Origin of the sequence: Streptomyces sp. Rer75 (assembly GCF_013414305.1) — a bacterium.
GTDB lineage: Bacteria > Actinomycetota > Actinomycetes > Streptomycetales > Streptomycetaceae > Streptomyces > Streptomyces himastatinicus.
The window spans coordinates 3780891-3805481 of sequence record NZ_CP058693.1 but is presented as its reverse complement, the minus strand read 5'-3'; the positions used below and the strand labels follow the sequence as shown (position 1 = coordinate 3805481).

The window sequence follows — 24591 nt, the reverse complement described above, 5'->3', positions numbered from 1 at the left end:
GTGGCGCGCAGTGGATAAGGGGCTCCCCGGGCACGGTAGGGGGCCATAGGGGGTTTGAAGGGGTTTCTTGCCGCACCGCCCTGTGTAAGGCTGACCTACGGTTTGGTTTATGTCTGCGAGGGTAATGGGGCGCGCGATGGTGAGTGAGTCCGTGGATTTCACGCACGAGCACACCGAAAAGCGGGGGAGCGGCCCCGACGGAGCTTCCCGCGGAGCCTCCCCGTGGCGGACACAGCTCTCCGAACTGCCCGAGGCCGAGCGCGCCGAGGCCCTCACCGCATGGGTCGGCGAGGTCGTCTCCCAGGCCCTCAAGGACAAGGCGCCCGATGTCCTCGACCCCCAGCGGCCCTTCCTCGACCTGGGCTTCGACTCCCTCGCCACCGTCGACCTGCACGCCCGGCTGACCGCCGCCACCGGACTGCGCCTGCCCGTCACCCTCGCCTTCGACCACCCCACCCCCGCCGACCTCGCCCGCCATCTGCGGACCGAACTCCTCGGCGCGGACACGGGTGAGGACCTGCCGTCAGATGTGACGCCGCATGGCCCCATCGCCGATGACGAGCCCATCGCCATCATCGGAATGAGCTGCCGATTTCCCGGCTCGATCGGCTCGCCCGAAGAGCTGTGGGATATCGTCGCCGACGGAAAAGACGTCATCTCCGAATTCCCGGTGACCCGGGGCTGGGATCTCGCCGGGCTTTACGACCCCGACCCGGACAAGGCGGGCAGCAGCTATGCCCGCGAGGGCGGATTCCTGCATGACGCCGATGAGTTCGATCCGGCGTTCTTCGGTATTTCGCCGCGCGAGGCCCTCGCCATGGATCCGCAGCAGCGGCTGCTGCTGGAGACCTCCTGGGAGGCGTTCGAACGCGCCGGTATCGACCCCGCGGCGCTCCGCGGCGGCCGGGCCGGAGTGTTCGTCGGCGCCGAGACGCAGGACTACGGCCCCCGGCTGCACGAGGCCGAACAGGGCTTCGAGGGCTACCTGGTCACCGGCAACGCCGCGAGCGTCGCCTCCGGCCGTATCGCCTACACCTTCGGCTTCGAGGGCCCCACCGTCACCGTCGACACCGCGTGCTCCTCCTCGCTGGTGGCGCTCCACCTCGCCGTCCAGGCCCTCCGCAACGGGGAATGCCCGCTCGCCCTCGCGGGCGGCGTCGCCGTCATGGCCAACCCCGGCTCCTTCATCGCCTTCAGCCGCCAGCGCGGCCTCGCGCCCGACGGCCGCTGCAAGCCGTTCGCCGCCGCCGCCGACGGCACCGCCTGGGGCGAGGGCGTCGGCATGCTGCTCGTCGAGCGGCTGTCCGACGCGCGGCGCAACGGCCACCGGGTGCTGGCCGTGGTGCGCTCCACCGCCATCAACCAGGACGGCGCCAGCAACGGCCTCACCGCTCCCAGCGGCCCCGCCCAGCAGCGCGTCATCCGCCAGGCGCTCGCCGGTGCGGGTCTGTCGGCCGCCGACGTGGACGCCGTGGAGGCGCACGGTACGGGGACCACGCTGGGCGACCCGATCGAGGCGCAGGCGCTGCTCGCCACCTACGGCCAGGAGCGGGACCCGGACCGGCCTTTGCTGCTCGGGTCGCTCAAGTCGAACATCGGCCACACCCAGTCCGCGGCCGGTGTCGGCGGCATCATCAAGATGGTCATGGCGATGCGCCACGGCGAACTGCCGCGCAGCCTGCACATCGACCAGCCCACCCCGCACGTCGACTGGACCGCGGGCGACATCGAACTGCTGACGCAGGCACGGGAGTGGCCGGAGACCGGCCGCCCGCGCCGGGCGGGTGTGTCCTCGTTCGGCATGAGCGGCACCAACGCCCACGCCATCATCGAGCAGCCGCCCGCCGCCGATGAGGACGCCGAGCAGGCCACCGAGGACCCCGCCCCCGCCCCCGCCGTACTGCCCTGGATCCTGTCGGCCAAGACCACCGACGCCCTCCGCGCCCAGGCCGAACGACTGCGGCACCACCTGGAGGCCCACCCCGGCCTCGCCCTCACCGACATCGGCCACTCCCTGGCCACCACCCGCGCCACCTTCGAACAGCGCGCCGTGGTCCTCGCCGACGGCCGCGACGGCGCCCTCGCCGCGCTGCGCACCCTGGCCGCGGGCGGCGACACACCGTCCGTCCTCCAGGGCGCCCCCGCCGCCGGGAAGCTCGCCCTGCTGTTCACCGGGCAGGGCAGCCAGCGCCTCGGCATGGGCCGCGAGCTGTACGCCACGTACCCCGTCTTCGCCGAAGCCCTCGACGACGCCTGCTGGTACCTCGAAGAGCAGCTGGAACACCCGCTCCTCGACGTGCTCTTCGCCGAGGAGGGCTCGCCCGAGGCGGCCCTCCTCGACCGCACCGACTACACCCAGCCCGCCCTGTTCGCCATCGAGGTCGCGCTCTACCGCCTCGTCGAATCCTGGGGGCTGCGCCCCGACCTGCTCGCCGGCCACTCGATCGGCGAGCTGGCCGCCGCGCATGTGGCGGGGGTGCTGTCGCTGGAGGACGCCGCCGCGCTGGTGGCGGCGCGTGGGCGGTTGATGCAGGAGCTTCCGGCCGGTGGCGCGATGGTCGCGGTGCAGGCGTCGGAGGACGAGGCGACGCCGCTGCTCAGCGAGCGCGTGAGCATCGCCGCGGTGAACGGACCGGCGTCGGTCGTCATCTCGGGTGATGAGGACGCCGCTGTCGAGATCGCGGCGTCGTTTGAGGCGCAGGGTCGTAAGACGAAGCGGCTCACGGTCAGCCACGCCTTCCACTCCCCGCTCATGGACGGCATGCTCGCCGAATTCCGGCGCGTCGCCCAGGTGCTGGAGTACGCGCCGCCGCGCATCCCCGTCGTCTCCACCGTCACCGGGCGGCTCGCCACCGCCGAGGAGCTCTGCTCGCCCGAGTACTGGGTACGCCACGTCCGCGACGCGGTGCGCTTCCTCGACGGCGTCCACACCCTGGCCGCCAAGGGCGCCACCACCTTCCTGGAACTCGGCCCCGACGCCGTGCTCACCGCCATGGCGCAGGACTGCCTGCCCGACGCCGACAGTGCGCGGTACGGGTCTGCGCTGCGCGCCTCCCGCCCGGAGGCCGAGACCTTCACCGCGGCCCTGGCCCTGGCGTACGTACGGGGCAAGAAGGTCGACTGGGCCGCCCCGTACGCCCGTACCGGCGCGACGACCGTCGACCTGCCCACCTACGCCTTCCAGCGGCAGAGCTACTGGCTCAACGCCCCCGTCGCCACGGCCCCCGCCACGCCGGGCGGTGCGGATGATGGGCGGTTCTGGGATGTGGTGGAGCGTGGGGATGTGGCGGCGCTGGCTGCGGAGTTGGAGGTGGATCCGGGGCTGTCGTTGGGTGAGGTGTTGCCTGCGTTGTCGTCGTGGCGGCGGCAGGAGGCCGTGCGTTCGGCGGTGGATGGTTGGCGTTATGGGGTGTCGTGGCGGCCGGTGAGGGATCGGTCGGCCGGGGTGCCGGGTGGTTGTTGGGTGGTGGTGGTTCCGGCTGGTGAGGTCGGGGGTGTGTGGTCCGCGGGTGTGGTGCGGATGCTGGCCGAGCGCGGCGTCGATGTGCGTCAGGTCGAGCTGGGTGCCGGGGATGAGCGGGGCGCGGTGGCCGAGCGGCTGCGCGCGGCGGTCGGCGACGTGGCGGTGACGGGTGTGGTGTCGCTGCTGGCCCTCGGGGACGTTGATGGGGTGCTGGGGACGGCTGCGTTGACGCAGGCGTTGGGTGATGCGGGTGTGGGTGCGCCGTTGTGGGTGGCGACGCGTGGTGCGGTGTCGGTGGGGCGTTCGGATGGCGCGGTGTGCCCGGACCAGGCGTTGGTGTGGGGTCTGGGTCGGGTGGCGGCGTTGGAGTTGCCGGAGCGGTGGGGCGGGCTGGTTGATCTGCCGGAGTCGGTGGATGAGCGTGCGCTTGCGCGGCTGGCCGGGGTGCTGGCCAGCGCCGGTGCCGGTGGTGAGGATCAGGTCGCGGTGCGGGCGTCGGGGGTCTTCGGGCGTCGGCTGGTTCGGGCCTCGGGGTCCGTGTCGTCGGGTGGTTCGTGGCGGCCCGGTGGTGGGTCGGTGCTGGTCACGGGTGGTACGGGTGCGCTGGGCGCACGGGTGGCCCGTTGGCTGGTGGCGAGTGGCGCCGAGCATGTGGTGTTGAGCAGCCGTCGTGGTCCGGACGCTCCGGGTGCGGCCGAGCTGCGGGATGAGCTGTCGGCGTCGGGTGCCCGGGTGACGGTGGCGGCGTGTGATGTGGCCGATCGGGATGCGCTGGCGGAGCTGCTGGCGTCGCTGCCGGACGAGCTGCCGCTCACTGCCGTCATCCACACCGCCGGTGTGCTGGACGACGGCGTACTGGACTCGCTCACCCCCGAGCGGTTCGCCTCGGTGCTCCGCGCGAAGGTCGACGCCGCGCACCACCTGGACGAGCTGACGCGTGACCTGGACCTTTCGGCGTTCGTGCTCTTCTCCTCGATCACCGGATCGGTGGGCGCGGCCGGGCAGGGCAACTACGCGGCGGCCAACGCCTACCTGGACGCGCTGGCCGAGCGACGACGTGCCGAGGGGCTGCCCGCGACGTCGATCGCGTGGGGGCCATGGGCCGACGGTGGCATGGCGGCGGACGATGCGCTGGAGCGGCGTATGCGTCGCGAGGGCCTGCCGCCGATGGCGCCGGAGTTGGCGCTGGCCGCCCTTCAGCAGGCGCTCGACCACGACGACACGGCCGTGACGGTCGCGGACGTCGACTGGGACCGCTTCGTCGCCACCCTCACCGCCGTACGGCCGAGCCCGCTGATCGCCGACCTGCCGGAGACCGCCGCACCGCAGTCCGCGAACGGCCCGGACACCGGGCGCGTGATCACCGACGCCGACGCCGCCTCTCCCCTGGCGGAGCGGCTCAGCGGTCTCCCGCGGGCCGAGCAGGACCGCGCGCTGCTGGACCTGGTGCGTACGCACGTCGCGGCGGTGCTGGGACATGACGGGGCCGAGGCCGTCGAGGCGGGGCGTGCGTTCAAGGAGCTGGGCTTCGACTCGCTCGCCGCCGTCGAACTCCGTAACCGGCTCGGCGCCGCGACCGATCTGCGGCTGCCCGCCACGCTCATCTACGACTACCCGTCGGCGACCGCGTTGGCCCAGCATCTGCACGCGGAGCTGATCGGCACCCGGGCCGCCACCGTCCAAGGCGGCGATGTTGCCGTGGCCGTCGATGACGATCCGATCGCGATCGTGGCGATGAGCTGCCGTTTCCCGGGTGGGGTGCGGACGCCGGAGGAGCTGTGGCAGCTGCTGACGGCGGGCGGGGACGCGATTGCGGAGTTCCCGGCCGATCGTGGCTGGGATTTGGCGGGGCTGTACGACCCGGATCCGGACCGTCAGGGCACCTCGTACACGCGCGAGGGCGGCTTCCTGTACGACGTCGCGGACTTCGACGCGTCGTTCTTCGGTATTTCGCCGCGTGAGGCGCTGGCGATGGATCCGCAGCAGCGGTTGCTGCTGGAGACGTCGTGGGAGGCGTTCGAGCGGGCGGGCATCGACCCGGTGGCGCTGCGCGGCAGCCGCACCGGCGTCTTCGCGGGAACCAACGGGCAGGACTACGCCGGGCTCGTCTCCACCCCGCCCGAGGGGCTCGAAGGCCACTTGGGCACGGGCAACGCGGCGAGCGTGGTGTCCGGGCGGATCTCGTACACCTTCGGGCTGGAAGGCCCGGCGGTCACGGTCGACACGGCATGCTCGTCGTCGCTGGTCGCCCTGCACATGGCCGTGCAGGCGCTGCGGAGTGGTGAGTGCTCGATGGCGCTCGCCGGTGGTGTGACGGTGATGTCCACGCCGGAGGCGTTCGTGGACTTCAGCCGTCAGCGCGGGCTGGCGGCGGACGGTCGTATCAAGGCGTTCGCGGCCGGTGCGGATGGCACCGGTTGGGGCGAGGGCGTCGGCATGCTGCTCGTGGAGCGGCTGTCGGACGCGCGCCGCAACGGCCACCCGGTGTTGGCGGTGGTACGGGGCAGCGCGATCAACCAGGACGGTGCGAGCAATGGCCTGACGGCGCCCAACGGCCCGTCGCAGCAGCGGGTGATCCGGCAGGCGCTGGCCGGTGCGGGTCTGTCGGCCGGCGATGTGGACGCCGTGGAGGCGCACGGTACGGGGACGACGCTGGGCGACCCGATCGAGGCGCAGGCGCTGCTCGCCACGTACGGCCGTGACCGGTCCGGGGACCAGCCGCTGTGGCTGGGTTCCATCAAGTCCAACATCGGGCACACGCAGGCGGCGGCCGGTGTCGCGGGCGTGATGAAGATGGTCCTCGCCATGCGCCATGGCGTGCTGCCGCAGACGCTGCATGTGGATGAGCCGTCGCCGCACGTGGACTGGGCGTCGGGCGCGGTCGCGCTGCTGAGCGAGACGCGGGAGTGGCCGGAGACGGGCCGTCCGCGCCGGGCCGCGGTGTCGTCGTTCGGGCTCAGCGGCACCAACGCGCACACCATCATCGAGCAGGCCCCGGCGGTCGAGGCCCCGTCGTCCGAGGTGTCCGGGCCGCGTGCCCTCGAGACGCTGCCGTGGCTGCTGTCGGCGAAGGACGCGCAGGCGCTGCGCGCCCAGGCCGCACAGCTGGCCGCCCACCTCCGGGCCCGCCCCGACCTCGGCCCGGCCGATCTCGCCTTCTCGCTCGCCACCAGCCGCACCGCGCTGGAGCAGCGCGCGGCGCTCGTCACCGCCGACCGTGAGGAGTTCCTCGCGGGCCTGGACGCTCTCGCTCTCGGCGAGACCGTGCCCGGCCTGGTCGAGGGCGCGGCGGGCGACGGCAAGGTGGCGTTCCTGCTCACGGGGCAGGGCAGCCAGCGGCTCGGGATGGGCCGTGAGCTGTACGACGCCTACCCGGTGTTCGCGGAGGCGCTGGATGAGGTGTGTGCGCATCTGGATCTGCACCTTGAGCGGCCGCTGCGGGATGTGCTGTTCGGGGATGATGCCTCGGTGCTGGACCAGACGGCGTTCACTCAGCCTGCGTTGTTCGCGGTTGAGGTGGCGTTGTTCCGGCTGGTCGAGGCGTGGGGTGTGACGCCGGACTTCCTGTCGGGGCATTCGATCGGTGAGCTGGCTGCTGCGCATGTGGCGGGGGTGTTGTCGCTGGAGGACGCCGCCGCGCTGGTGGCGGCGCGTGGGCGGTTGATGCAGGAGCTTCCGGCCGGTGGCGCGATGGTCGCGGTGCAGGCGTCGGAGGACGAGGTGGCGCCGCTGCTCGGCGGGCGCGTGAGCATCGCCGCGGTGAACGGGCCCGCCTCCGTGGTCATCGCGGGTGACGAGGACGCTGTTGTTGAGGTCGCGGCATCGTTTGAGGCGCAGGGTCGGAAGACCAAGCGGCTCACGGTCAGCCACGCCTTCCACTCGCCGCGTATGGACGGGATGCTGGAGGCGTTCCGTGAGGTCGCGGAGGGGCTGTCGTACGAGGCTCCGCGTATCCCGATCGTCTCCAACCTGACCGGCGATGTCGTCTCCGCCGAGGAGATCGCCAGCGCCGACTTCTGGGTGCGGCATGTCCGTGAGGCCGTGCGCTTCCTCGACGGTGTGCGTGTCCTGGAGGCTCAGGGCGTTACGACGTACGTCGAGCTGGGCCCCGACGGTGTGCTCACCGCCATGGCGCAGGACTGTCTTCTCGACACCGACGCCGCCGGCTGCATTCCTTCTCTGCGCAAGGGGCGCGCCGAGAGCGAGTCGGTGACCACCGCCCTCGCCCGACTGCACGTCGGTGGCCTGGCTCCGGACTGGACGGCGTACTTCGCGGGCACCGGTGTCCGCCGGGTCGAGCTGCCCACGTACGCCTTCCAGCGCGAGCGGTTCTGGCTGGAGGAGGCGCCGACCGCCCCGGATGCCGCGCCGCGGACTGCCGTTGACGGGCGGTTCTGGGATGTGGTGGAGCGTGGGGATGTGGCTGCGCTGGCTGCGGAGTTGGAGGTGGATCCGGGGCTGTCGTTGGGTGAGGTGCTGCCCGCGTTGTCGTCGTGGCGGCGGCAGGAGTCTGCCCGGGCGACCGCGGATGGTTGGCGTTATGGGGTGTCGTGGCGGCCGGTGAGGGATCGGTCGGCCGGGGTGCCGGGTGGTTGTTGGGTGGTGGTGGTTCCGGCTGGTGAGGCCGGGGGTGTGTGGTCCGCGGGTGTGGTGCGGATGCTGGCCGAGCGTGGCGTCGATGTGCGCCAGGTCGAGCTGGGTGCCGGGGATGAGCGGGGCGCGGTGGCCGAGCAGCTGCGTGCGGCCGTCGTGGGCGCTTCGGTCGCGGGTGTGGTCTCGCTGCTGGCGGTCGAGGGTGACGCCGGTCTCCTGCGTACGGCCGTGCTGACGCAGGCGTTGGGCGATGCGGGTGTGGGTGCGCCGTTGTGGGTGGCGACGCGTGGTGCGGTGTCGGTGGGGCGTTCGGATGGCGCGGTGTGCCCGGACCAGGCGTTGGTGTGGGGTCTGGGTCGGGTGGCGGCGTTGGAGTTGCCGGAGCGGTGGGGCGGGCTGGTTGATCTGCCGGAGTCGGTGGATGAGCGTGCGCTTGCGCGGCTGGCGGGGGTGCTGGCCAGCGCCGGTGCCGGTGGTGAGGATCAGGTCGCGGTGCGGGCGTCGGGGGTCTTCGGGCGTCGGCTGGTTCGGGCCTCGGGGTCCGTGTCGTCGGGTGGTTCGTGGCGGCCCGGTGGTGGGTCGGTGCTGGTCACGGGTGGTACGGGTGCGCTGGGCGCACGGGTGGCGCGCTGGCTGGTGGCGAGTGGCGCCGAGCATGTGGTGTTGAGCAGCCGTCGTGGTCCGGACGCTCCGGGTGCGGTCGAGCTGCGGGATGAGCTGTCGGCGTCGGGTGCCCGGGTGACGGTGGCGGCGTGTGATGTGGCCGATCGGGATGCGCTGGCGGGGTTGCTGGCGTCGCTGCCGGACGAGTTGCCGCTGACCGCTGTCATCCACACCGCCGGTGTGCTGGACGACGGCGTTGTGGACGGGCTGGACGCCGAGCGCATGGAGCGGGTGCTGCGTGCCAAGGCCGCGTCCGCGCAGAACCTCCACGAGCTGACCCGCGACCTGGATCTTTCCGCGTTCGTCCTCTTCTCCTCCCTCGCCGCGACGGTCGGCGCGCCCGGTCAGGGCAACTACGCGGCGGCCAACGCCTATCTGGATGCGCTGGCCGAGCGGCGGCGTGCCGAGGGGCTGCCCGCGACGTCGATCGCGTGGGGCCCGTGGGCCGACGGTGGCATGGCGGCGGACGATGCGCTGGAGCGGCGTATGCGTCGCGACGGAGTGCCGCCGATGGCGCCGGAGTTGGCGCTGACCGCCCTTCAGCAGGCGCTCGACCAGGACGACACGGCCGTGACCGTCGCGGACATCGACTGGGACCGTTTCCTCGCGGAGTTCACCGCCGTACGGCCCAGCGCGCTGTTCGGCGAGCTGCCCGTGGCGCGGCCCGCACCGGCCGCCGCCGAACGCCCGACCGCCACCGGGGCCGGGACCGGCACGCTGGCGGAGCGGCTGTCCGGCCTGACCGAGACCGAGCGCGCTCAGACGGTGCTGGAGCTGGTCCGTACGCAGGTCGCGGCGGTGCTGGGGCACGGCGGGGCCGAGGCCGTCGTGGCGGGACGCGCCTTCAAGGAGCTGGGTTTCGACTCGCTCACCGCCGTCGAACTCCGCAACCGGCTGAACGCGGCCACCGGCCTGCGGCTGCCCGCCACTCTCATCTACGACTACCCCAACGCCACCGCGCTGGCCGACCACCTGCGGACCGAACTGCTGGGCGCCGACGCGACGACGACCGGCGGCACCGCCACACCGCAGCTCGCGGTGGCCGACGATCCGATCGCGATCGTGGCGATGAGCTGCCGTTTCCCGGGTGGGGTGCGGACGCCGGAGGAGCTGTGGCAGCTGCTGACGGCGGGCGGGGACGCGATCGCGGAGTTCCCGGCCGACCGTGGCTGGGACCTGGCGGGGCTGTACGACCCGGATCCGGACCGTCAGGGCACCTCGTACACGCGCGAGGGCGGCTTCCTGTACGACGTCGCCGACTTCGACGCGTCGTTCTTCGGTATTTCGCCGCGTGAGGCGCTGGCGATGGATCCGCAGCAGCGGTTGCTGCTGGAGACGTCGTGGGAGGCGTTCGAGCGCGCGGGCATCGACCCGACGGCGCTGCGCGGTCAGCAGGTCGGCGTGTTCGCCGGTACCAACGGCCAGGACTATCTGTCGCTGCTGATGGCGGCGCCCGAGGGGCTCGAAGGCCACCTGGGTACGGGCAACGCGGCGAGCGTGGTGTCCGGGCGGATCTCGTACACCTTCGGGCTCGAAGGCCCGGCGGTCACGGTCGACACGGCGTGCTCGTCCTCGCTGGTGGCGCTGCATCTGGCGGTGCAGGCGCTGCGTCAGGGCGAATGCTCGATGGCGCTCGCGGGCGGCGTCACGGTGATGTCCACCCCCGAGAACTTCATCGACTTCAGCCGTCAGCGCGGGCTGGCGGCGGACGGTCGTATCAAGGCGTTCGCGGCCGGTGCGGATGGCACCGGCTGGGGCGAGGGTGTCGGCATGCTGCTCGTGGAGCGGCTGTCGGACGCGCGCCGCAACGGCCATCCGGTCCTCGCCACCGTGCGCGGCTCGGCCGTCAACCAGGACGGCGCGTCGAACGGTCTGACGGCGCCCAACGGTCCGTCGCAGCAGCGGGTGATCCGGCAGGCGCTGACCAGCGCCGGACTGTCGGCTGGCGACGTGGACGCGGTCGAGGCGCACGGTACGGGGACCACGCTGGGCGACCCGATCGAGGCGCAGGCGCTGCTCGCCACGTACGGCCGCGACCGGTCCGAGGACCAGCCGCTGTGGCTGGGCTCCATCAAGTCCAACATCGGGCACACGCAGGCGGCCGCGGGTGTCGCGGGCGTGATGAAGATGGTCCTCGCCATGCGCCATGGCGTGCTGCCGCAGACGCTCCACGTGGACGCGCCGTCGCCGCACGTGGACTGGTCGGCGGGCGCGGTCGCGCTGCTGAGCGAGACGCGGGAGTGGCCGGAGACAGACGGCCGTCCGCGCCGGGCCGCGGTGTCCTCGTTCGGCATCAGTGGCACCAACGCGCACACCATCATCGAGCAGGCACCCGCGATCGAGGCCCCGTCGCCCGAGGTATCCGAGCCCCGTGCTCTGGAGACGCTGCCGTTCGCGCTGTCGGCCAAGAGCCCCGAGGCGCTGCGGGAGCAGGCCGCGCGGTTGCGCGCCTACGTCGAGACGCGGCCCGATGCGGCGCCGCTCGCCGTCGCCCACGCCCTGGCCGTCGGCCGCGCCGCCCTGGAGCGGCGCGCGGTGCTGACCGTCAGCGACCGCGGTGAGCTGCTGCGGACGCTCGACGCGCTGGCGCGGGGCGAGTCCGCACCGGGCCTGGTCGAGGGCTCGGTGGCGGACGGCAAGGTGGCGTTCCTGTTCACCGGGCAGGGCAGCCAGCGGCTGGGGATGGGGCGTGAGCTGTATGACGCCTATCCGGTGTTCGCGGATGCGCTGGATGAGGTGTGTGCGCATCTGGATCTGCACCTTGAGCGGCCGCTGCGGGATGTGCTGTTCGGGGATGATGCCTCGGTGCTGGACCAGACGGCGTTCACTCAGCCTGCGTTGTTCGCGGTTGAGGTGGCGTTGTTCCGGCTGGTCGAGGCGTGGGGCGTGACGCCGGACTTCCTGTCCGGGCACTCGATCGGTGAGCTGGCCGCTGCGCATGTGGCAGGTGTGCTGTCGCTCGCGGATGCGGCGAAGTTGGTGGCGGCGCGTGGCCGTCTGATGCAGGAGCTTCCGGCCGGTGGCGCGATGGTCGCGGTGCAGGCGTCGGAGGACGAGGTGGCGCCGCTGCTGACCGAGCGGGTGAGCATTGCCGCCCTCAATGGCCCCACGTCCGTGGTCATCGCGGGTGATGAGGACGCGGCTCTGGAGATCGCGGCGTCCTTCGAGGCGCAGGGTCGTAAGACCAAGCGGCTCACGGTCAGCCACGCCTTCCACTCGCCGCGCATGGACGGGATGCTGGACGCGTTCCGCGAGGTGGCGCAGGGGCTGTCGTACGAGGCTCCGCGCATCCCGATCGTGTCGAACCTGACCGGTGCCGTGGTGTCGGCCGAGGAGATCACCAGCCCCGACTTCTGGGTGCGCCACGTCCGCGAGGCGGTCCGCTTCCTTGACGGCATCCGCACCCTCGAAGCGCAGGGCGTCACGACGTACGTCGAGCTGGGCCCGGACGGTGTCCTCACCGCCATGGCGCAGGAGTGCGTGTCCGGTGAGGAGGCGGCGTTCGTCTCCGTCTGCCGAAAGGACCGCCCCGAGGCCGACGCGCTGACGAGCGCCGTCGCCCGTGCGTACGTCCGTGGCGTACCGCTGGACTGGGACGCCGTCTTCGGCGCAGCCGCCACCCGCATCGACCCGGCCGAGTTGCCGACGTACCCCTTCCAGCGCCAGCGCTACTGGCCCAGCGCCGCGGCCGTGGCGGCGGGCGACCCCGAGTCGATCGGGCTCGGGGACATCGACCATCCGCTGCTGGGTGCCGCCGTGGCGCTCGCGGACGCGGATGGCCTGCTGCTCACGGGTGTGCTGTCCACGCGCACCCATCCGTGGCTGGCCGACCACGCCGTCATGGGCACCGTGCTGCTGCCCGGTACGGCCTTCGTGGAGCTGGCGAGCGCCGCCGGTGCCCAGGTCGGCTGCGAGCGGCTGGACGAACTGACCCTCGAAGCCCCGCTCGTGCTGCCGGAGCACACCGGGGTGCGGGTGCAGCTCGTCGTGGACGGGCCGGACGGGTCCGGCGCCCGCGCCTTCAGCCTCCACTCGCGCAGGCAGGACGCGCTCGGCACCGAGCCGTGGACGCGTCACGCCACCGGTGTGCTGATGGTCGGCGGCCGGACCGCGGCCCCCGACGAGCTGGCCGTGTGGCCGCCGCAGGGTGCCACGCCCGTCGCGGTCGACGGGCTGTACGAGGACCTGGCCGGGGCGGGCCTCGGGTACGGGCCGGTGTTCCAGGGGCTGAAGGGCGCCTGGCGGCTCGGCGACGACCTGTACGCCGACGTCGCGCTCCCCGAGGACACCGCTCTGACGGCGGGTGCCGAAGCGGGCCGGTTCGGGTTGCACCCCGCGCTGCTCGACGCCGCGCTGCACGTCATCGGCCTCGACAGCCCCGACCGGGAGGCGGCGCTGGCCGAGGGCGCGCTGCTGCCGTTCGCGTGGAACGGCGTCCAGCTGCTCGCGGCCGGGGCCGATGTGCTCCGGGTGCGGGTGACCGAGCAGTCGCGGGACACCGTCTCGCTGCTGGTGGCCGACGGCACGGGACGGCCGGTCGCCACGGTCGAGTCCGTGGCGCTGCGGGCCGCCTCCGCCGACCAGGTGCGCGCGGCGTCGGGCGGGCTGCACGAAGCGCTGTTCCGGCTGGACTGGACGGCGGTTCCGGCGCCCACGACGGGCAGGGACACGGGGAGCAGCTGGGCGGTGCTCGGCGCCGGGACCCTCCCGCAGGACGCGTTCGGGCCCGGAGTGCGGCTCACCGCGTACCGCGATCTGGCGGCGCTGCGTCAGGCCGTCGACGCGGGGGCGCCCGCGCCCGACACGGTGTTCATCGGCGGTCATGGCGATGGCGACGGCGACGACGCGGCCGCCGTGCACACCGCCACCCAGGACATGCTGGCCCAGCTCCAGTCGTGGCTGGCCGACGAGCGGTTCACCGAGTCGCGGCTCGTGCTGCTGACCCGGGGCGCGGTGGAGACCGAGCCGGGGACGGGCGTTGCACAGCTGCCGCAGGCCGCCGTGCGCGGGCTCTTCCGCTCCGCGCAGTCGGAGAACCCGTCCCGCCTGGTGCTGCTCGACGTGGACGGCCAGCAATACTCGTACCGTACGGTCTCCGCCGCGCTCGCCCTGGACGAGCCCGAGGTGGCGCTGCGCGGGGGAGTGGCGCTCGCGCCGCGGCTGTCCCGGATGCCGGTCGCCACTTCGGCAAATGACCCGTCCTTCGACGCGCACGGCACCGTGCTGCTCACCGGCGCCTCCGGCACCCTCGGTGGCCTCTTCGCCCGCCACCTCGTCTCGGCCCATGGCGTACGGCACCTGCTGCTGGTCAGCCGCCGTGGCGCCGACGCCGATGGCGCCGACGCGCTGACCGCCGACCTCACGGCGGCCGGTGCCACCGTGACCTGGGCGGCCTGCGACGTGGCCGACCGCGAAGCGCTCGCCGCGACGCTGGCCGGGATCCCGGCCGAGCATCCGCTGAGCGCCGTCGTGCACACCGCGGGTGTCCTGGACGACGGGATCATCGGCTCGCTGACGCCCGAGCGCGTGGCGGGCGTCCTGCGCCCCAAGGTGGACGCGGCGCTGAACCTGCACGAGCTGACCCGCGGACACGACCTGTCGGCGTTCGTGCTGTTCTCCGGCGCCGCGGCCGTGTTCGGCGCGCCGGGGCAGGCGAGTTACGCCGCCGCCAACTCCTTCCTGGAGGCGCTCGCCCAGCACCGCGCTGCCCAGGGGCTTCCGGCCACGGCGCTGGGCTGGGGGCTGTGGTCCGGCGCGGGCATGGGCAGCGGCCTCGACGACGTCGACCTGCGCCGCATCGCGCGCGGCGGCGTCGCCCCGATACCCGCCGACGAGGGCCTGGCGCTCTTCGACGCGGCACACGCCGACGGCTCGGCCGCCGTGCTGTTCCCGATGCGGCTCGACTACGCCGGGCTGCGCGCCGAGGCCACGGCGACCGGCACCGTACCGGCCCTGTTCCGCGGTCTGGTGCGGACCCCGGTGCGGCGGGCCGCCACCGCGGCCACCGCCACCGCCGACGGTGCCACGCTCGTACGGCGGCTGGCCGGGCTCGCGCGGCCCGAACAGGACCGTGAGCTGCTGGAGTTGGTGTGCGGGCGAGTCGCCGCGGTGCTCGGGCACGGCGGGGCCGACGCGATCGAGCCCGGGCGGGCGTTCAAGGAGCTGGGCTTCGACTCGCTCACCGCCGTCGAACTCCGCAACGACCTCAAGACCGTGACCGGACTGCGCCTCCCGGCCACGCTCGTCTTCGACTACCCGACCCCGACCGCCCTCGCCGGTTATCTGCGGGACGAACTGCTCGGAGCCGAAGAGGCCGAGCAGAGCGCCGTGGCGCCCGTCGCCACCGGGGGCGCGGGCGTGGCGTCGGCGGTGGACGACGACCCGATCGTCATCGTCGGCATGAGCTGCCGCTACCCGGGCGGTGTGAGCACGCCCGAGGAGCTGTGGGACCTCGTCGCCGCGGGCGGCGACGGCATCTCCGGCTTCCCCGTCGACCGCGGCTGGGACCTGGACGGGCTGTACCACCCGGACCCCGACCACGCGGGCACCTCGTACACCCGCGAGGGCGGCTTCCTGCACGACGCCGCGGACTTCGACCCGGCGTTCTTCGGGATCTCGCCGCGCGAGGCCCTTGCCATGGATCCGCAGCAGCGGTTGCTGCTGGAGACGTCGTGGGAGGCGTTCGAGCGGGCGGGCATCGACCCGTCAACCGTGCGCGGCAGCCGGACCGGTGTGTTCGCGGGCGTCATGTACCACGACTACGTCACCGGCCTGGACGGCATTCCGGAGGGCGTCGAGGGCTACGTCGGGACCGGCAACGCGGGCAGCATCGCGTCCGGCCGGGTCGCCTACACCTTCGGCCTGGAGGGCCCGGCCGTCACCGTCGACACCGCGTGCTCGTCGTCGCTGGTCGCGCTGCACTGGGCGATCCAGGCGCTGCGCGCGGGGGAGTGCACCATGGCGCTCGCCGGCGGTGTGGCGATCATGGCCACGCCCGAGACGTTCGTGGACTTCAGCCGTCAGCGCGGCCTCGCCACCGATGGCCGCTGCAAGTCGTTCGCGGCGGGCGCGGACGGTACGGGCTGGGCCGAGGGCGCGGGCATGCTGCTCGTGGAGCGGCTGTCGGACGCGCGTCGCAATGGCCATCCGGTTCTTGCCACCGTGCGCGGCAGCGCGATCAACCAGGACGGTGCGTCGAACGGCCTGACGGCGCCCAACGGTCCCTCGCAGCAGCGTGTCATCCGCCAGGCGCTGGCCGGTGCGGGTCTGTCCGCCGCAGAGGTGGACGCCGTGGAGGCACACGGCACCGGTACGACGCTGGGCGACCCGATCGAGGCGCAGGCACTGCTCGCCACGTACGGCCGCGAGCGGTCCGAGGACCAGCCGCTGTGGCTGGGCTCCATCAAGTCCAACATCGGCCACACCCAGGCGGCGGCGGGTGTCGCGGGCATCATCAAGATGGTGATGGCCATGCGGCACGGTGTGCTGCCGCAGACCCTCCATGTCGACGCGCCGTCCCCGAACGTCGATTGGGCCGAGGGCGCGGTCTCGCTGCTGACGGAGGCGCGGGAGTGGCCGGAGACGGATGGCCGTCCGCGCCGGGCGGGTGTGTCGTCGTTCGGCATCAGTGGCACCAACGCGCACACCATCATCGAGCAGGCCCCGGCGATCGAGGCCCCGGCCGAGGCATCTGAGCCGGACGTCCCGGGCCGTGTGCTGCCGTGGCCGCTGTCGGCCATGGGCCAGGAGGCACTGCGCGACCAGGCCCGCCGCCTGCGCGACCGGCTGAGCGTCGCCGGCGAGACCGACCTCGCCGACATCGGCTACACCCTGGCCACCGGCCGCACCGCCTTCGAGGACCGTGCGGTGCTCGTGGCGCGGGACCGCGAGGGCTTCCTGCGCGGTCTGGCGGCCCTGGCCGCCGGTGAACCGGCCCCGGGTGTGGTCCAGGGCTCGCCGGTCGCCGGGAAGCTCGCCTTCCTGTTCACGGGGCAGGGCAGCCAGCGGCTGGGGATGGGCCGTGAGCTGTATGACGCCTATCCGGTGTTCGCGGAGGCGCTGGATGCGGTGTGCGACGCGCTGGACGCGCACCTTGAACAGCCGCTGAAGACGGTGCTGTTCGGGGACGATGCGGAGGTCTTGGACCAGACGGCGTTTACCCAGCCCGCGCTGTTCGCGGTCGAGGTGGCGCTGTTCCGGCTGGTCGAGGCGTGGGGTCTGCGTGCGGACTTCCTGTCGGGCCACTCGATCGGTGAGCTGGCTGCCGCGCATGTGGCGGGTGTGCTGTCGCTCGCGGATGCGGCGAAGCTGGTGGCCGCGCGTGGGCGGCTGATGCAGGAGCTTCCGGCCGGTGGCGCGATGATCGCGTTGCAGGCGTCGGAGGACGAGGTGGCGCCGCTGCTGACCGACAGGGTGAGCATTGCCGCCCTCAACGGACCCACGTCCGTGGTCATCGCGGGTGACGAGGATGACGCCGTACAGATCGCCGCGTCCTTCGAGGCGCAGGGGCGTAAGACGAAGCGGCTCGCGGTGAGCCACGCGTTCCACTCGCCCCGGATGGACGGGATGCTGGACGCGTTCCGCGAGGTGGCCGAGGGGCTTTCGTACGGGGCTCCGCGCGTCCCGATCGTCTCCAACCTGACCGGGGACGTCGTCTCCGCCGAGGAGATCACGACGCCCGACTTCTGGGTGCGCCACGTCCGCGAGGCCGTCCGCTTCCTCGACGGCATCCGCACCCTGGAGGCCCAGGGGGTCACCACGTATCTCGAACTGGGCCCCGACGGTGTGCTGTCCGGCATGGGGCAGGACTGCCTCACCGAAGACGGCGCCGTCGCCTTCCTCTCCGCCCTCCGCAAGGACCGCCCCGAGGCCGAGACGCTGACCGGTGCCCTCGCCGGGGTGCGGGTGCGCCAGAGCGCGCCCGACTGGGCGGCGTTCTACGCCGGGACCGGCGCGCGGCGCGTGGAGCTTCCGACGTACGCCTTCCAGCGCCGCCGCTACTGGCTGGACGTGGCCACAACGCCCGCCGCCACGGCCCAGGACGCGGTGGACGCCCGCTTCTGGGAGGCCGTGGAGCGGGAAGACCTCGATGCGCTCGCCACCACGCTCGACCTGGGCGGCGAGGACAACGGGGCGTTGGAGACCCTACTGCCCGCGCTGTCGTCGTGGCGGCGGCAGCAGGCGGAGCGTTCGACGGTCGACGGCTGGCGCTACCGGGTGGCGTGGAAGCCGGTGTCCGACCGTTCCACCGCCGCGCCGCTGAGCGGCCGTTGGCTGGTGGTCGTGCCAGCCGAGGCAACCGGGGAAGCCGGAACCGCGTGGGCCGACGGTGTCGTACGGATGCTGAACGACCGCGGCGTCGGCACGACGCGGGTCGAGCTGACCGCCGACGCCGACCGCGCCGCGGTGGCCGCACACCTGACCGCGGCCATCGGCGACGACACCGTGACCGGTGTGGTGTCCCTGCTGGCCCTCGCCGAGGGTGACGCGCTGCTGCGTACCGCCGCACTGACGCAGGCCCTGGGTGACGCGGGCATTGGCGCGCCGCTGTGGGTGGCCACGCGGGGCGCGGTCGCGGTGGGCCGTTCGGACGGGGCGGTCAGCCCGGATCAGGCGCAGCTGTGGGGGCTGGGCCTGGTCGCGGCGCTGGAGCTGCCCGAGCGCTGGGGCGGTCTGGTCGACCTTCCCGCCGCGGCCGATGAGCGCGCGGCGGGGCGGCTGGCAGAGGTACTGGCCGGGTCCGGGACCGGTGGCGAGGATCAGGTCGCGGTGCGTGCGTCGGGCGTGTTCGGGCGCCGCCTCGTGCGGGCCTCGGCGCCCACGTCGCCCGGTGGCTCCTGGACGCCGGGCGCGGGGTCCGTACTGGTCACGGGCGGTACGGGCGCGCTGGGCGCACGGGTGGCCCGCTGGCTGGTGGCGAACGGCGCCGAGCACGTGGTGCTCACCAGCCGCCGTGGCCTGGACGCCCCCGGCGCCGCCGAGCTGCGCGACGAACTCGCCGCCTCCGGCGCCCGGGTGACCGTGGCCGCCTGCGACGCGGCCGACCGGGACGCGCTCGCGCAGCTGCTGGCCGGGCTTCCGGACGAGCTGCCGCTGACCGGCGTCGTGCACACGGCGGGCGTGCTGGACGACGGCGTGCTCGACGCGCTCACTCCCGAGCGGTTCACGACCGTGCTGCGCGCCAAGGTGGCCGCCGCGGCGCATCTGGACGAGCTGACGCGCGAGCTGGACCTGTCCGCGTTCGTCCTGTTCTCCTCGATCAGCGGCACGTTCGGCGCCGCGGGCCAGGGCAACTACGCCGCCGCCAACGCCTACCTGGACGCGCTCGCCGAGCGTCGGCGCGCCGAGGGCCTGCCCGCCACCTCGATCGCCTGGGGCCCGTGGGCCGAGGGCGGCATGGCGGCGGACGATGCGCTGGAGCAGCGGCTGCGCCGTGGCGGTATGCCGCCGATGGACGCCGAGCGGGCGATGGCCGCCCTTCAGCGGGCGCTGGACCTGGACGATGCGGCGGTGGCCGTCGCGGACATCGACTGGGCCCGGTTCGCGCCGGACTTCACCGCCGTACGGCCGAGCCGCCTCATCGCGGACTTCGCGGACGTGGCGGAGCCGCGGCAGGACACCGGCGGCGCGTCTCCCGATGGCGGGCTCGCCGCGCGGCTGGCCGGGCTGGGCGAGGCCGAGCGGGACCGGCTGCTGCTGGACCTGGTCCGTACGCACGTGGCCGCGGTCCTCGGCCACGACGGCACCGAGTCGGTCGGCGCCGAACGGGCCTTCGGAGAGCTGGGCTTCGACTCGCTCACCGCCGTCGAGCTGCGCAACCGCCTCGGTGCCGCGAGCGGCGTCAAGCTGCCCGCGACGCTGGTCTTCGACTACCCGACGGCCACCGCGCTGGCGGGCTATCTGCGGGCCGAACTCGTGGACTCCGAGCCCGCCACCACCGCATCGGCAGCGGTCGACACCACCGCACGCGTGGCCACCGACGACGACCCGATCGCGATCGTCGCGATGAGCTGCCGTTTCCCCGGAGGTGTCACCACCCCCGAGGAGCTGTGGCAGCTGCTGACGGCGGGCGGGGACGCGATCGCCGGGTTCCCGGCCGACCGCGGCTGGGACCTGGACGCGCTGTACGATCCGGACCCCGACAAGCGCGGCACCTTCTACGCCCGCGAGGGTGGCTTCCTGTACGACGCGGGCCGGTTCGACGCCGCGTTCTTCGGGATCTCGCCGCGTGAGGCGCTCGCCATGGACCCGCAGCAGCGGCTGCTGCTGGAAACCTCCTGGGAGGCGTTCGAGCGGGCGGGCATCGACCCGGCCACGCTGCGCGGCACCTCGGCCGGTGTCTTCGTCGGATCCAACGGGCAGGACTACGACGCCTCCCTGCACACGGTCCCGGAGGGCGTCGAGGGCTACCTCGGCACGGGCAACGCGGCGAGCGTGGTGTCCGGCCGGCTCGCGTACACCTTCGGTCTGGAGGGCCCGGCGGTCACCGTCGACACGGCCTGCTCCTCCTCGCTGGTGGCGCTGCACTGGGCGATCCAGGCGCTGCGGCAGGGCGAGTGTTCGCTCGCGCTCGCGGGCGGTGTGACGGTCATGTCGAGCCCCGGCGCGTACATCGAGTTCAGCCGTCAGCGTGGCCTCGCCGCCGATGGCCGCTGCAAGGCGTTCGCGGCCGGTGCGGACGGCACCGGCTGGGGCGAGGGCGTCGGCATGCTGCTGGTCGAGCGGCTGTCGGACGCGCGGCGCAACGGCCACCCGGTGCTCGCCGTCGTCCGCGGCTCGGCCATCAACCAGGACGGTGCGAGCAACGGTCTGACGGCGCCCAACGGCCCCGCCCAGCAGCGCGTCATCCGGCAGGCGCTGGCCGGTGCCGGACTGGCCGCCGCCGAGGTGGACGCGGTCGAGGCGCACGGCACCGGCACCCGGCTCGGCGACCCGATCGAGGCGCAGGCGCTGCTCGCCACCTACGGTCAGGAGCGGGACCCGGAGCGGCCGCTGTGGCTGGGCGCCATCAAGTCCAACATCGGCCACACCCAGGCCGCGGCCGGTGTCGCGGGCATCATCAAGATGGTGCTCGCCATGCGCCACGGGGTGCTGCCGCAGACGCTCCACGTGGACGAGCCGTCGCCGCACGTCGACTGGTCGGCGGGCGCGGTGTCGCTGCTCACCCGAGAGCAGGCATGGCCGGAGACCGGCCGTCCGCGCCGCGCGGGCGTGTCCTCGTTCGGCTTCAGCGGCACCAACGCCCACACGGTGCTGGAGCAGGCCCCGGAGCACGACGAGGCGGTCGACGGCGAGCCGCGGCGTCCCGTCGTACGGCCGGACGTGCTCGCCTGGCCGCTGTCGGCCAAGAGCGGCGACGCGCTGCGCGAGCAGGCCGAACGGCTGCGCGCCCACGTCGCCGCCGACCCGGCGCTCGACGCCGTGGACGTGGCGTACTCCCTGGCCACCACCAGGTCCGCACTCGACCACCGCGCGGTGGTCCTCGGGCCCGACCGGGACCGGCTGCTCGCGGGCCTGGCGGCCCTCGCGCGCGGCGAGTCGGCCGCGCAGCTCGTCCAGGGCTCGCCCGCCGAAGGCCGTACGGCCGTGCTCTTCACCGGGCAGGGCAGCCAGCGGCTCGACATGGGCCGCGAGCTGTACGAGGCCAGCCCGGTGTTCGCGGAGGCGTTGGACGCGGTCTGCGCCGAGCTGGACCGGCACCTCGAACGGCCGCTGTACGACGTGCTGTTCGGCGCCGACAAGGAGTCGCTGGACCGGACGGCGTTCACCCAGCCCGCCCTGTTCGCGGTCGAGGTGGCGCTGTTCCGGCTGGCCGAGGCCGCCGGGCTGCGGCCCGACGTCCTCGCCGGGCACTCCATCGGCGAACTGGCCGCCGCCCATGTGGCGGGCGTGCTCTCGCTCCCGGATGCGGCGAAGCTGGTGGCCGCTCGTGGGCGGTTGATGCAGGAGCTTCCGGCCGGTGGCGCGATGGTCGCGGTGCAGGCGTCGGAGGACGAGGTGGCGCCGCTGCTCACCGAGTGCGTGAGCATCGCCGCGGTCAACGGGCCCACGTCGGTCGTCATCGCGGGCGACGAGGACGCGGCCGTGGAGATCGCGGCGTCGTTCGAGGCGCAGGGCCGTAAGACCAAGCGGCTCACCGTCAGCCACGCCTTCCACTCCCCGCACATGGACGACATGCTCGCCGGTTTCCGCAAGGTCGCCGAGGGCCTCACGTACGGCGCTCCGCGCATCCCGGTCCTCTCGACGGTTACCGGGCAGCCGGTGACCGACGAGCTGGGCATGGGCTCCGACTACTGGGTGCGCCACGTACGCCAGTCCGTGCGCTTCCTCGACGGCATCCGCGCCCTGGAGGCCCAGGGCGTCACCACGTACGTCGAACTCGGCCCCGACGGTGTGCTGTCCGCCATGGCGCAGGACTGCGTCACCGACGACGGCCCGGACGACGTGGCCTTCGTTCCGGTGCTGCGCGCCGGGCGTCCCGAGCCGGAGACCCTGGCCGGCGCCCTCGCCACCCTGCACGTCCGGGGCGTGGCGCTGGACTGGGAGGCGCTGTTCGCCGGGACCGGCGCACAGCGCGTCGACCTGCCGACGTACGCGTTCCAGCGGCGCCACTACTGGCTCGACGGCACCCCGCGGCACACGCCCGGCCAGCCCGTCCCGGCTGCCGACGCGGCCGGTGAGCGGTTCTGGGCGGCCGTCGAGAGCGACGACCTCGGCGCGCTGGCGGAAACGGCGGGAATCGACGTGGACCAGCCGCTGAGCGCGCTGCTCCCGGCCCTGTCCGCGTGGCGGCGCCGCGAGCGCGAGCAGTCCGCCATCGAGGGCTGGCGCTACCGCATCAGCTGGAAGCCGCTGGAGGAGCCGCGCCTCGCCGCGGCCCCGGGGGTGTGGCTGGTCGCCGAACCCGACGGCCACGCCGACACCGTACGGACCCTCCTCGACGCGCTGGCCGAGCGCGGTGCCGACCTCCGGCGCATCACCCTGAGCCAGGGCCGGGACCATGGCCGGGACCTCGACCGGGGCGCCCTCGCCGACCGCATCCGCCAGGCCGCGGCCGGTGACCCCGTCCACGGGGTGCTGTCCCTGCTCGCCCTGGACGAACACCCGCACCCCGCACACGGCGCCGCGCCCACCGGGCTGCTGCGCACCGGTGTGCTGGTGCAGGCGCTCGGGGACGCGGGCGTGGACGCCCCGCTGTGGTGCGCCACGACCGGCGCGGTGTCCACCGCCGCCTCGGAGCCCCCGCGCAGCGCCGCACAGGCGCAGGTGTGGGGCCTGGGCCGGGTGGTCGCCCTGGAGCACCCCGAGCGCTGGGGCGGCCTGGTCGACCTGCCCGCAACCCTGGCCGACCTGCCCGCGACCCTCGACGAACGCGCCGCCGACCGGCTGGCGGGCGTGCTCGGCGGACACGGGGACGCGCACGAGGACCAGTTCGCGATCCGTACGGCCGGAGTGCTGGCCCGCCGCCTCGCCCACGCCGAGCGCGCCACGGCCGCGGGCGAGCCGTGGCGGCCCCGCGGAACGGTCCTGGTCACCGGCGGCACCGGGGCGCTGGGCGCCCATGTGGCCCGCTGGCTGGCGGCGGGCGGCGCCGAGCATCTGGTGCTCACCAGCCGCCGCGGCCCCGACGCCCCCGGCGTCGACCAGCTCACCGGCGAACTGACCGCGCTGGGCGCCCAGGTGACCGTCGCCGCCTGCGACGTCACCGACCGGGAGGCGGTGGCCGGGCTGCTGGCCCGGATCTGGGACGAACACCCGGACCACCCGCTCACCGCCGTCGTGCACACGGCGGGCGCCGGGCAGTTCGCGCCGCTCGCGGACACCACACCGGCCGACGTCGCCGACGTGGTCGCCGCGAAGGTGGCGGGCGCCACCCACCTGGACGCGCTGCTCGGCGACACCGACCTCGACGCCTTCGTGCTCTTCTCCTCCATCGCCGGGGTGTGGGGCAGCGGTGGCCAGGGTGCGTACGCCGCCGCCAACGCGCACTTGGACGCGCTCGCCGAACAGCGCCGCGCCCGTGGCGCCGCCGCCACCTCCGTGGCCTGGGGCCCGTGGGCGGACGGCGGGCTCGTCGCCGACGACGAGGCGGCCGAACAGCTGCGCCGCCGCGGACTGCCGGTCATGGCCCCGCACTCCGCCATCGCCGCCCTCCAGCAGGCGCTGGACGGCAGCGAGACCACGATCACCGTCGCCGACGTCGACTGGGACCGCTTCGCGCCTGCCTTCACCGCGGCCCGCCCCCGTCCGCTCATCGCCGATCTGCCCGAGGTCCGCAACGCCGTCACGGCGGCGGAAACGACCGAGGACGGCGGAGGCGACGACCCGGCGGAGGCGCTGCGGGAGCAACTGGCGGGGCTCACCGGCCCCGAGGCCGACCGCGTGCTGCTCGACCTCGTACGCACCGAGGTCGCCGCCGTCCTCGGACACGACGACACCACGGCCATCGAGGCGGGCCGGGCCTTCAAGGAGCTGGGCTTCGACTCCCTCACCGCCGTCGAACTCCGCAACCGGCTGAACGCCGCGACCGGGCTCCAGCTCACCGCCACCCTGGTCTTCGACCACCCCACGCCCGGCGTGCTCGCGGGCGAACTGCGCGCGGAAATCCTGGGCGAGGACACCACACCGGAACTCCCGGCCCTCGCGGAAATCGACAAGCTGGAATTCACCCTCTCCCACGTTCCCGACGACAAGGCGGAACGCGAGCGGGTCACGGCGCGCCTCGAAGCGCTGCTGCGGACATGGCACGAGTCGGAGAACGAGACGGGCGCGGACGGTACCGACGACGATGACCTCGATATCGAATCCGCCTCGGCCGAAGACATCTTCGACCTCATCAACAATGAATTCGGAAGGTCCTGACGTGATGACCG

The 24591-nt window shown here is 73.6% G+C and carries 1 protein-coding gene; it reads left to right on the top strand.

Annotated features, from left to right (window positions below; genetic code table 11):
* Positions 1 to 151: 151 nt before the first annotated feature.
* Positions 152 to 24580 (top strand): type I polyketide synthase, encoded by a 24429-nt coding sequence (locus tag HYQ63_RS15640; protein ID WP_257231878.1) that lies wholly within the window; start codon positions 152 to 154, stop codon positions 24578 to 24580.
* Positions 24581 to 24591 lie beyond the last annotated feature (11 nt).